Source organism: Plesiomonas sp. ZOR0011, assembly GCF_000800945.1.
In the GTDB taxonomy this organism is placed as follows: domain Bacteria; phylum Pseudomonadota; class Gammaproteobacteria; order Enterobacterales; family CAMTGL01; genus Plesiomonas; species Plesiomonas shigelloides.
Map to the genome: position 1 here is coordinate 1 of NZ_JRKB01000030.1, position 12,089 is coordinate 12,089.

Genomic DNA, 12,089 nt, shown 5'->3' on the forward strand with positions numbered 1-12,089 from the left:
CCATGCGAGAGTAGGGAACTGCCAGGCATCAAATAAGTGAAGAGCCCATCCTAACGGATGGGCTTTTTGCGTTTTTGGGTTTTGTATTTTCATCTTCCTTCCCAGCATTTTCCATTATTTGTTTTTTGCTTTTCCTCCCTTTCCCACGTAAAACGAGCCATCTTGAGCTGCAGCCTCAACTTAAGCGGCAAATAAAAAACCCGCCGAAGCGGGTTTTGATAAGGGATGTTAGCGTTTTGCGCTAAATGATTAATGCGAGCTGGCTTTCGCTGCGCCAATACCGGTTTGTGAGCGCACAAACTGGGGCAGGAATTTAGCATGCTCCTCTTGTGCCGAGCGTGATTTATCGGTGATGGAGAAGAAGAAGATCCCGATAAACGCGACCGCCATGGAGAACAGTGCTGGATATTCGTACGGGAAAATCGCTTCGGCGTGGCCGAGGACTTTTACCCAGACGGTTGGGCCTAAGATCATCAAGGTGACGGCGGTGATTAAGCCGGCCCAACCACCGATTACAGCACCGCGGGTGGTCAGTTTTGACCAGTACATGGACAGGAACAGTACTGGGAAGTTACAGCTGGCGGCGATGGAGAATGCCAGACCGACCATGAAGGCAATATTTTGTTTTTCAAACAAAATTCCCAGCCCGATGGCGACTAAGCCCAGTACTAACGTGGTCAGTTTGGAGACTTTGATCTCTTCAGCTTCGTTCGCTTGTCCTTTATGCAGCACGTTGGCATACAGGTCATGGGAAACCGCAGAGGCGCCGGCCAGTGTCAGACCGGCGACCACAGCCAGAATCGTGGCAAAGGCGACTGCGGAGATAAAGCCGAGGAACAAGCTACCGCCGACGGCATCAGCCAGATGGATAGCGGCCATGTTGTTACCGCCAATCAGTGCGCCGGTGGCATCTTTAAATTGCGGATTGGTGCTGACCAACAAAATCGCGCCAAAACCGATGATAAAGGTCAGGATATAGAAGTAGCCGATAAAACCGGTGGCATAAAACACGCTCTTACGTGCTTCTTTCGCATCACTGACGGTGAAGAAACGCATCAGAATATGCGGTAAACCGGCAGTACCAAACATCAATGCCAGACCCAGTGAGATGGCAGAGATAGGATCGGCGACCAGACCGCCTGGGCTCATGATTGCGGTGCTCTTTGGATGCACCTTGATCGCTTCGCTGAACAAAGAGGCAAAATCGAAGTTTACGTGTTTGAGTACCATGATGGCCATAAAGCTGGCACCGGAGAGCAGCATAACCGCTTTAATGATCTGCACCCAGGTGGTCGCCAACATGCCACCAAACAGTACGTACATCACCATCAACACACCGACTAAGATCACGGCGACGTGATAGTTCAGACCGAATAACAGCTCGATTAGCTTACCGGCTCCTACCATTTGGGCAATCAGGTATAACGACACAACAACCAGAGAGCCACAGGCCGACAAAATACGTACGTCTTTTTGCTTGAGGCGGTACGAGGCCACATCCGCAAAGGTGTATTTCCCCAAGTTACGCAGACGTTCGGCGATCAGGAACAGGATCAACGGCCAGCCAACCAGAAAGCCGATGGAGTAAATCAGGCCATCATAGCCGGAGGTGTACACCAGCGCGGAAATTCCCAGAAACGAGGCGGCAGACATGTAGTCGCCGGCAATGGCTAACCCGTTTTGAAAGCCGGTGATCCGGCCGCCTGCGGCGTAATAGTCAGATGCGGAGCGGTTACGTTTCGAGGCCCAGTAAGTGATCATCAGTGTTGCGCCAACGAACACCAAGAACATGACAATGGCCGAGACATTGATTGGTTGACGCTGTACGTCGCCGGTAATGGCATCGGCGGCTTGACTGAGCGTCGGTAAACCGAGCGCGGCCAGCAGTAGGATTGGGCGCAGGATCATGATTGCACCTCACGGATAATTTCCTGATTCAGTTGATCAAATTCGCCATTGGCGCGTTTGACATAAATACCCGTTAATACGAACGCGGCGATGATGATGCCCATGCCAATGGGGATCCCGCGAGTGATACTGGATCCTTCACTGATCGGTGCGCCGAGCCAAGTCGGTTCAAAGGCGATCAGTAAAATAAAGCCGAGATAAAAACCGAGCATGATGGCTGACAGCAACCATGCGAAGCGTTGCCGTTTGCTGACCAACTCCTGAAAGCGTGGGTTGCTTTCAATTTTCTGGTAGATGTTATCGTTCATGGTGTTTGCTCTTCTTGTTGTAGGGGTATTGCCCTGCCGAGCGCAGAGGCTATCGACGACAGGGCTGGTCAGTTATTGTGCTTCGGCGTACAGCGCCTGTTTTTGTTCGATTAAGCGCTCAACAACACTTGGATCGGCCAGTGTGGAGGTATCCCCCAAATTACTGGTTTCACCGGCGGCGATTTTGCGCAAGATCCGGCGCATGATTTTGCCGGAGCGGGTTTTGGGAAGCCCATCGGTCCAATGCAGGACATCTGGGGTGGCAATCGGACCAATCTCTTTGCGTACCCAATCACGTACTTCCGCGTGCAGAGCTGTGCTGGGGTTTTCGCCGGCATTCAGGGTGATGTAGGCGTAAATGGCTTGGCCTTTGATGTCATGCGGCACACCTACGACTGCGGCTTCGGCAATTTTTGGATGTGAGACCAGTGCCGATTCAATTTCGGCGGTCCCCAAACGGTGCCCTGAAACGTTCAGTACGTCATCGACCCGTCCAGTGATCCAGTAATAGCCATCGGCATCACGGCGCGCACCGTCACCGGTGAAGTACATGCCTTTGAAGGTGGAGAAGTAGGTTTGTTCGAAACGGTCATGATCGCCATACAGGGTACGGGCTTGGCCTGGCCATGCATCTAACAGCACCAGATTGCCTTCGCACTCACCATCTTGAATATTGCCCATGTTATCGACGATAGCCGGTTGCACGCCGAAAAACGGACGAGTGGCGGAGCCGGGCTTGAGATCGGTTGCCCCCGGCAATGGCGTGATCAAGATGCCGCCGGTTTCGGTTTGCCACCAAGTATCGACAATCGGACAACGGTTGTCGCCGATGGTACGGGAATACCACTCCCACGCTTCTGGGTTAATGGGCTCACCGACCGAGCCGAGTAGACGCAGACTTTGACGCGACGTGCCTTCTACGGCGGCTGTACCTTTGGCCATCAGGGCGCGGATAGCCGTTGGCGCGGTGTACAGAATATTGACTTGGTGTTTATCCACAATCTGCGCCATGCGGTTGACCGCAGGATAGTTGGGCACCCCTTCAAACATTAATGTTGTCGCGCCATTGGCCAAGGGGCCATAGACCAGATAGGAGTGGCCAGTGACCCAACCCACATCGGCGGTACACCAGTAAATCTCGTCATGGTGATAGTCGAAGACGTATTTGAAGGTCATTGCGGCATACACCAAGTAACCACCGGTGGTGTGCAGTACGCCTTTGGGTTTGCCAGTGGAGCCGGAGGTGTAGAGGATAAACAGCGGATCTTCGGCGTTCATCTCTTCTGGCGGGCAGTCATCGGACGCTTGTTGGGTCAGTGCATCCCACCACAAATCACGGTGTTCGTGCCACGCAATGGGGTTACCAGTACGGCGGTAAACAATCACTTTTTCCACCGTTTTGACATCCGGATGGGTCAGCGCTTCATCGACATTTTTTTTCAGCGGCACACTGCGACCGGCACGCACGCCTTCGTCGGCGGTGATCACCAGCTTCGCGCCGCAGTCAATGATGCGTCCTGACAGGGCTTCCGGCGAAAACCCACCAAACACGATGGAGTGAATGGCACCAATGCGGGCGCAGGCCAGCATGGCAACTGCGGCTTCGACGACCATCGGCATGTAAATGGTGACCACATCGCCTTTGCGGATCCCTTGTGCTTTCAGGGCGTTGGCAAAGCGGCAGACTTGTTGGTGCAGTTCGCGATAGGTGACTTTTTTGTCTTCGGCTGGGTTGTCGCCTTCCCAGATGATCGCGGTTTGGTCGCCACGCTCGGCTAAGTGCCGATCCAGACAGTTGGCGGCCAGATTCAGGGTGCCATCCTCGAACCAGCGAATGCTGATATGGCCGGAGTCATAGGAAGTATTTTTGACCTGCTGGTATGGACGGATCCAGTCCAGGATTTTGCCTTGCTCACGCCAGAAACTGTCCGGATTGCTCACGGACTGGCGGTACAGGGTCTCATAATCCGCACGGGTAACCAGTGCGGTGCGGGCGAACTCGGGAATAACCGGATGGATCTGGACCTGACTCATAACGCTCTCCTTGGCAACATTCACATACTGCGTGTTAATAAAATGTGAACTTAAAGGCGCGCTTAGACAATTAGACTTTGGGATGAGAGATCCGGCTACCATAGCGCAGGCGCAAGAAAATCAGCGCGGCGGTCAGCGCATCATTCAGCGCATCGTGCTTAGCCAGCAGAGGTAAACCCAGATGACGGCAGATGTTGTCGAGCCCTAAATCGATCAACGCATCCGGTAATTGGTGAAAGACGCGGTCGTGATACAGGGTACTGACTTCAATTTGTTGGTGCGGCAAGCTAAAACCGTACAGCTCGCGGCAGTAGCGATTGAGAATATGCGCATCATAACGAATGTGATAACCGACCAAGGGGCGATTGCCGATAAAGGCCAGTAGCTGGGCTAAGGCTTGCTCGATGCTGCAGCCTTGCTGCAAATCTTGATGCCGCAATTGGTGGATCACTACCGAATCGGCCTGCAAACTGGCCGGTGGTGTCAGGCGTAGATTCAGCGATTCGCTGAGTAAAATGTGGTTATGCCGGATACGCAGCGCACCGATAGCCACGATTTCGGCGCGCTGGGGATTGAGGCCGGTGGTTTCAAAATCCAGCGCAACCCATTCATCCGGCAGTGGCGGCGCGAACAGTTGTGCATGCTCGCTATGTCGGAACCGATGTTGTAACCACAAGCGCTGTAACAACCCCATGATCGTCAGACCTGAATGGCATAGCGGCGCGCCAGCCACTGTTGAAAAAGATGCACGACCTGAAAGGCATGGCGCAGCAGATCACGCTCGCGATGGCGCAATTGTGCCGGTTGGAGCGCAGTGGAAAGTGAGGTTGCAGTATGTGGGGATGCCAGCTCTGTGCTCTGTTCGGCCGAAGAGGAGGAAGCGGTGTGCAGCTGGGCATGCAGGCGTAAACGCAGCAGTAAGCGAAAGGCGGCCGCTATATCATCGGCAAAATCGGCCGACAGCACGCCAAGACTGGTGAGCGCTTGCAATCGCTCAAGGGTGTTGTGGCTTTCCAATCCGGCTTCTGCTGCCAGTACGCGTACCCCATGCATCAACGGAAACAGCCCACGCCGTTTGAGATCCACGCCCTGTTCATTGGTGCGCAATTGTCCGAACAGATTCAGCGGCGGTTCAAACATCAACGCGGTGCGGCACAGGCCGGCAGGTAATAAAGGGTAAGTCCGAAATTGTTCATGCAGTGCCTGTTGTACTGGCGTCAGTAAGGTTGCTTCACCGGCAATTGCCTGCATGTCACATAAGATGGCCAGCCACAGCAAATCATCGGCTTGTCCGCGCGCTGCCGCTTGCTGAATGGCCTGTTGCCACGCACTGACTGTTTTAACCCACTGCGGGTTGCTGACCATGACATGGCCAGGGCAGGGCGGATAGCCGAGTTGGCATAGCGCGGCAGTGAAACGTGCCAGATCGGCCTGCTGGGTTGGCCAATTAAGATCATCGGCGATCACCAGCGCATTGTCTTGATCGGTTTTGAGCAGCTGTTCGCGCCGCCCTTCCGAGCCCAGTACAAACAAGCAAACCTGCGTTTGGATGGCTTCGGGGATGGTGAGCGCAAAGGTCTTTTCTATTAATAACTCATTTAAGCCGCTTATCAGCTGGCATAGCACCCGAATATGCACATCGTTATGGTGCAGCGTATTGAGTAGCATCGGCTGCTGGGCACTGATGAGGATTAATTCCTCCAGTGTGCGCGCTCGGCGGATACGCAGCGCCAGTGCGTGGGTATGGGTAGAGAACAGACTCAAAATTTGGGTCAAGTGTAAGATCCCGCACGGTTGCTGCTGCTCATCGACCACCACGATCCGTTTAATGTTATGCCGCATCATGCGTTGCATGGCGTTAAACAGCGAATCGCCCAGCTGAACTTTTTGTAGCGTTGGGCGCGGCAGTAAAGCGATGGGATCGGTGAGTTGTCGATTCTCCTGCGTGAGGGCTTGCAGCAAGGTGGTGCGGGTCAGGATATACCATTGACCTTGATGCTGGCGCAGGGCGCAGTCTGTTTTACGGGCAAACATCAGCTGGCTGACGGCTTGAAGGGTTTGCTGTTCGTCAACGGTCAGCACTTCACTGAGCATGGCCGGTTGGATCGGTTGTAAGATAAATTCCGCCATACTGGGCGGCAGCGCGGGGTCGTGATCCGGTGAGCGAGCGGTGAGCATCGCGGTAAAGTAATGGCTGAAATCCGGATTATCGCTGCACAGCTGCTGAAAAATCCGATAGGGCAGCGTAAAGCAGATGGTATCTTCTTCGGCTTGAAAGCGAGTCAGGGTATGGGGATCGGGTCGGATAAAGGCGGCGAAAATATCTTCCCCAGTATAGTCGCTGTGCGGCTCGCTATGGGCGGCACTGTATTCGGCCACGCGACCTTTGAGGATCACATACAGTGATTGTGCATCCAGGGGGCGGTCGCTGCGCGTGATTTCGTCACCGGCGCGAAAATAGGTCAGATCCACATGCTGTTGCAGTATCTGTTGCTGCGCGGGGCTGAGCACATCAAAAGGTGGTCGCGCCAAATTGAGAATATCGGTCATGACATACATCCCTGCAGCAGGTGCCGTTACCGGCTGTACATGCGGGTAATCCGACACCGGTCAACGGTGAATGTTTTTCAGTTTGAGCAATTTCACCGCAGCTGAATAGGCGACTTTAGTCGCAAAGCGGAGCTGAATCGAAGCAAGCCTTCGCAAAACGTTGCAACCCCAGTAGCGCTTTGTCAGAGTAGCGGTCTTTGTTGGGCGAGTTTATTTTGTGCTAGGAGAGCACCGATGACGCTGTCGTCGCCTTTATGGCTGGGAGTCTACTTTTTTACCTATTTTTTCACCTATGGCATCTATTTACCGTTTTGGTCGCTGTGGTTATCCGGCATTGGTCAGTCTCCAGACAGTATCGGCTTATTGCTGGGCGTGGGGTTGGCGGCGCGTTTCACCGGTAACCTGTGTCTGACACCGCGAGTTAAGCATGCCGGTTTACTGATCCATGCGCTGCGTTTACTCGGCGGGTTGAGTTTGGTGACTGCCGGCGGCTTTTTCTTCGGCCAGCAGCACCTGTGGTGGCTGTTTGTGGTGATGGTGCTGTTTAACCTGATCAATGGTCCGCTGATCCCGCTGGGCGATGCGCTGGCAAATACTTGGCAACGGCAGGTGGGGTTGGATTATGGCCGCGCCCGCTTGTGGGGCTCGCTGGCCTTTATTGTCGGTTCGACGTTGATTGGCTGGGTCATTCAGCTCACCGACTATCGCGCCGCATTGTGGGGCTTACTGATTAGCTTGGTGGTGTTGAACCTGTGCTGGTGGATGCGTCCACGTACCGCGCCGGCTGATGTGGCGACGCACCACGGTAGCCAAGTCAGTTTCGCGGATGTATTGCAATCGTCCAATGTCGTGCGTTTTATGCTTTGCGTAACTTTGCTGCAAGGCTCGCACGCAGCCTATTACGCATTTAGCACTATCTATTGGAGTTCGTTGGGATACAGCACGGCGACCATCAGTATGTTGTGGTCGATTGGTGTGGTGGCCGAGATCTTAGTGTTTGCCTTCTCTGGTCGGGTGGTCAGCAGTTGGGCGATTCGTACTTTGCTGCTGATCTCCGCCATCGGCGTGTTTATCCGCTGGGGCATGCTGGCTGAAGTACAAAGCTTGGGCGCGCTGATTTTGGTGCAATTGATGCACGGCATTACGTTTGCCTTGTGTCATGTGGCGTCTATTCGGTTTATCCGCGAGCAGCCCGAGAGCCATACGATCCGCTTGCAAGCCATTTATGCTGCGCTGGTTACCGGTGGCGGTATTGCGGTGATGACGGTCATATCCGGTTATCTGTATGAAAGTCTGGGCAGTAACGTCTTCTGGTGCATGGCCTTGTTGGCTATTCCGGCCATAATGCTTCGCCCGTCACGTGGGTAAGTAAAAGCGATTGTTGTCCTGCCGAAACCCCGCCACAATGGCGGGGTTTGTTATTGATATGTTGCAGGATGCACGATGCAGGGATGGGGCGTCATACTGGTCACGCTGGGTTGGCTCGGCGTGCTGTTTCTGGTGGCTTGGCTAGGTGACCGCTTCTACCGCGGTAATACGGCTTGGCGACCGTGGGTGTACAGCTTTTCCATCGCCGTGTACTGCACGTCGTGGACCTTCTTCGGTACGGTCGGGCAGGCCAGTCGCGATTTGTGGTCTTTTATCCCTATCTATCTTGGCCCCATTTTGGTGTTTGTGTTTGGTTGGCGTCTTCTAGGGCGCATGATCCTGATTGCAAAACGCGAACACATCACCTCGATTGCTGATTTCATTGCTGCCCGTTACGGCAAAGCGCAGACCATTGGCGTGTTGGTCACCTTGATTTGTGTGGCCGGTGTGCTGCCTTATATCGCTTTGCAACTCAAAGCCATCAGCAGCGGTTTAACCATTTTAGCGCCGGATCTGATTGCGCGTGCTAGCCTCAGCGATCGGCAGCTCTCCTTGTTGGTGGGCATTGCACTGAGTTTGTTCGCTATCTTGTTCGGCACTCGACATATTGATGCAACCGAGCACCATCGTGGCGTGGTCTTGGCTATTGCGTTTGAATCGCTGGTTAAGCTGGTGGCCTTCCTTGGCGTAGGGGCCGGTATTGTCTGGTTAGCCGCCAAGCAAGAGATTGCTTGGCAGTGGCCGACAGTGACTCAGAGCCTGCCGACTAATTTCAGCAGTTTTGCGATCCATCTGTTGCTGGCCGTTAGCGCCGTGATTTGCCTGCCACGCCAGTTTCATACCACGGTGGTGGAAAACAGCCATCCACAAGATTTGCATGTAGCGCGTTGGGTGTTCCCGTTGTATTTGTTGTTGATGAGTCTGTTTGTGGTGCCGATTGCCTTGATTGGTGCGGCTGTGTTGCCCGGGCAAGTGGCGGCCGATACTTACGTCATCAATCTGCCACTGGCATTTGGTCATTCCGGTTTGGCGTTGCTGGCTTTTTTGGGCGGCGCGTCGGCGGCGGCGGGGATGGTGATCGTATCGAGCATTGCGCTGGCCATTATGGTCAGCAATGACCTGATTTTGCCGCTGCTGCTGCGGCAAAAACGCTTTTCCCATCGCAGTTACCACCAGTTTGCTGGATTGCTGCTAAATGTCCGCCGTTTGACCATTGCGGTACTGTTTTTACTGGCTTGGCTGTGCTACCTCACCATTGATCCCATTCCGGCTTTGGCAGAAATTGGCTATTTATCGCTATCGGCCGTGGCGCAGTTTATGCCGGCATTGATTGGCGGCCTGTATTGGCGCTTGGGTAACCGCAAAGGGGTGTACGCCGGCTTGTGCAGTGGCTTTTTACTCTGGCTATTGGCGCTAATGGCACAAACCCAGTTATTAGCCGGTACTGCGGAAACCAACATCTTACTGCGGCTGGTTACGCCGCCGGCCATTCCTTATTTAGAGCATCTGTCACTGGCCGATTGGGGCGCATTGCTCAGCTTGCTGGTGAACAGCAGCTTATATATTGCGGTTTCACTGATGACGCGTGCATCACTGAGTGAGCGTTTGCAAGCGGCGGGCTTTACCGGTGTGCCGGTACAAGAAGAAGATACGCAGACTCTGTACCAGAGCCGAGTTTCGGTGGAAGAGTTGGAAACGCTGGTGGCACGTTTTCTTGGCCAGTTTCGCGCGCGGCGCGCCTTTATGCGTTTTGCCGATCAACATCAGCAGATTTTAACCCCTTCTTCGTTGGCTTCGGCGGATTTGATCCGTCACAGTGAGCGTCTGTTGGCTGGGGTGTTCGGCGCGTCCTCTGCTCGCTTGGTTTTATCCTCGGCCTTACAAGGACGTGATATGCAGCTGGAAGAGGTGGCTACCATCGTGGATGAAGCCTCCGAGCTGTTTGATTTTTCGCGCACCTTATTACAAGGCGCGATCGAGCACATTGATTTGGGATTAAGCGTGATAGATAAGCAGTTGCGGCTGGTGGCATGGAACCGGCGTTATCTGGAGCTGTTTAACTTTCCTGCAGGTCTAATTCAAGTTGGCCGCCCGATTGAAGATATTATTCGCTATAACGCGCAGCAAGGGTTATGTGGCTCTGGGGATGTTGAAACCCAAGTGCGTCGACGAGTCGCTCATATGCAGCAAGGCACTTCACATCGCTCGGCCCGCCGCCGCAGCGATGGGCGGGTTATCGAGCTGCAAGGTAATCCGATGCCCGGCGGCGGCTTTGTCATGAGTTTTACCGATATCACCCCATTCATCGAAGCGGAAAATGCCCTGTTGGAGGCCAACGAAACACTTGAAGCGCGGGTGCAAGATCGTACTCGCGAGCTGACCTTACTCAATCAGCAGTTGGTGGCAGCGACCCAAGCGGCGCATCAAGCCGCGCACTCCAAAAGTCGTTTTCTGGCTGCCGTTAGCCATGACTTGATGCAGCCACTGAATGCCGCCAAGTTATTCAACGCTTCTTTATTAGAGATTTTACCGGTCGGTGAAGCACGTCGCTTGGCGGCGCAAGTGGAAGAGGCGATGACCTCCGCCGAAGAGCTGATCAGTGATTTGCTGGATATGTCGCGCATTGAGGCCGGTAAACTGAGCGTTCGGCGCACCGATTTTAATCTGTTTGATGTGCTGGATAACCTGCGCAGTGAATTCACCATTTTGGCGCAAGCGCAGCAGATGCGTTTAGAGGTGGTGGATACGCAGATGTGGGTTAACAGTGATAAAAAGCTTTTACGCCGCATCTTACAAAACTTTCTCACCAATGCTTTTCGTTACGCGCCCTGTGGTCGGGTGGTCTTGGGTTGTCGTCGTCAAGGCAAAGATGTGTGGATTCAAGTCTGGGATAACGGGCAAGGGATCCCACCCGATAAAGTGGAGATCATCTTCGAAGAGTTCTCCCGTTTGGATCACAGCCGAACCGCCAAAGAAAATGGTCTGGGCTTAGGCTTAGCGATTGCCAAAGGGATGGCCAGCGTATTGGAGCACGGCATCACCGTGCACTCCGAGTTAGGCAAGGGGTCGGTATTCAGTATTCGAGTGCCGCGGATCCGACAATTACTGCCCGCAGCCACTGTTGTCGGTCGTCAACCAACCGAGCAAATGCCACTGCCTGAGTTTCAAGGTATGCGTATTTTGTGCGTCGATAATGAGGTCAGCATTTTAGATGCGCTCCAAGCGCTATTAAGCCGCTGGGGATGTGAAGTGCGTTTGGCCGAAGATCTGCATCAAGTCCAAGCGTTACTGCAAAGCGGCTGGCAGCCGCAGGTGATCCTGACCGATTACCATCTGGCGGAAAACTTAAGCGGGTTAGATGTACTACACCACATCAACGCCAAGTTTCCGGTTCGCTGTGGCGCCGTCTTAAGTGCCGATCGCTCACAACAGGTATTAACGGCCGTACAGCAAGCGGGTTATCCATTTTTGGCCAAACCGCTTAAACCCCTTAAATTGCGTCTTTTGCTCAATAGCTTTTATCAACAGAGCTTTCATTAATCGAACGATCCGCGATGATCGAGCCACTTAACACTGTGCATACTCCGCATGATCGGATGGTGTTTGGGCGATTGCTGACAAAAAAGCGAAGCAATAAAAGATCTTATTGGAGAGAGAAGAGAGAACGTGTCGGTTAAAAAAGATCAAAAAAACAGCGTAAAAGACCTGAACTAGAGGGAAAAGGATCGGCTTTGCTGTTTATTTGTGCAAACACATCATAAATCGAAGATTTCTACTTGCGAAGATCTGTAGCATCCCTATAATGCGACCCCACTGACACGGCAGCAGTGATGCAAATCACAGTGGTCGGTGGTCAACGAAACAACGCAGTTGAGCATGATAAAAAATGCTTGACGGCACAACAGGAAAGCGGAATAATGC

The 12,089-nt window shown here is 53.5% G+C and carries 7 protein-coding genes; 2 read left to right on the forward strand and 5 right to left on the reverse strand.

Annotation, left to right across the window (positions count from 1 at the left end; genetic code table 11):
• Window positions 1–249: 249 nt before the first annotated feature.
• The 5 genes from L975_RS05340 to L975_RS05360 form a co-directional block, all read right to left on the reverse strand.
• Window positions 250–1,908 (reverse strand): cation acetate symporter, encoded by a 1,659-nt coding sequence (locus L975_RS05340; RefSeq protein ID WP_047707603.1) that lies wholly within the window; start codon window positions 1,906–1,908, stop codon window positions 250–252.
• Window positions 1,905–2,216, reverse strand: coding sequence for a DUF485 domain-containing protein (locus L975_RS05345; protein WP_010864837.1), 312 nt, complete (start codon window positions 2,214–2,216; stop codon window positions 1,905–1,907). The genes L975_RS05340 and L975_RS05345 overlap by 4 nt, the downstream gene beginning before the upstream one ends.
• 72 nt (window positions 2,217–2,288) lie before the next feature.
• Window positions 2,289–4,250: an acetate--CoA ligase gene (gene acs / locus L975_RS05350; RefSeq protein ID WP_010864836.1), complete on the reverse strand. Its 1,962-nt coding sequence runs from the start codon at window positions 4,248–4,250 to the stop codon at window positions 2,289–2,291.
• A gap of 70 nt (window positions 4,251–4,320) precedes the next feature.
• Window positions 4,321–4,944 (reverse strand): 3'-5' exonuclease, encoded by a 624-nt coding sequence (locus tag L975_RS05355; protein ID WP_052181292.1) that lies wholly within the window; start codon window positions 4,942–4,944, stop codon window positions 4,321–4,323.
• Window positions 4,945–4,949: 5 nt separating this feature from the next.
• Window positions 4,950–6,800, reverse strand: a complete 1,851-nt coding sequence (locus L975_RS05360) for a DUF294 nucleotidyltransferase-like domain-containing protein (RefSeq protein WP_047707604.1) — start codon at window positions 6,798–6,800, stop codon at window positions 4,950–4,952.
• 234 nt (window positions 6,801–7,034) lie between these two features.
• Here L975_RS05360 and L975_RS05365 point away from each other — a divergent pair, with 234 nt between their 5' ends.
• Complete coding sequence (locus tag L975_RS05365; protein WP_039046467.1) at window positions 7,035–8,168, forward strand: 3-phenylpropionate MFS transporter; 1,134 nt, start codon at window positions 7,035–7,037, stop codon at window positions 8,166–8,168.
• 75 nt (window positions 8,169–8,243) lie between these two features.
• Window positions 8,244–11,708, forward strand: coding sequence for a PAS domain-containing hybrid sensor histidine kinase/response regulator (locus L975_RS05370; RefSeq protein WP_039046468.1), 3,465 nt, complete (start codon window positions 8,244–8,246; stop codon window positions 11,706–11,708).
• Window positions 11,709–12,089 lie beyond the last annotated feature (381 nt).

Coding starts and splice junctions, on each gene's coding strand:
- acs (WP_010864836.1), bottom strand. CDS start 4,250: ATGAGTCAGGTCCAGATCCATCCGGTTATTCCCGAGTTCGCCCGCACC.
- L975_RS05365 (WP_039046467.1), top strand. CDS start 7,035: ATGACGCTGTCGTCGCCTTTATGGCTGGGAGTCTACTTTTTTACCTAT.
- L975_RS05355 (WP_052181292.1), bottom strand. CDS start 4,944: ATGGGGTTGTTACAGCGCTTGTGGTTACAACATCGGTTCCGACATAGC.
- L975_RS05360 (WP_047707604.1), bottom strand. CDS start 6,800: ATGACCGATATTCTCAATTTGGCGCGACCACCTTTTGATGTGCTCAGC.
- L975_RS05345 (WP_010864837.1), bottom strand. CDS start 2,216: ATGAACGATAACATCTACCAGAAAATTGAAAGCAACCCACGCTTTCAG.
- L975_RS05370 (WP_039046468.1), top strand. CDS start 8,244: ATGCAGGGATGGGGCGTCATACTGGTCACGCTGGGTTGGCTCGGCGTG.
- L975_RS05340 (WP_047707603.1), bottom strand. CDS start 1,908: ATGATCCTGCGCCCAATCCTACTGCTGGCCGCGCTCGGTTTACCGACG.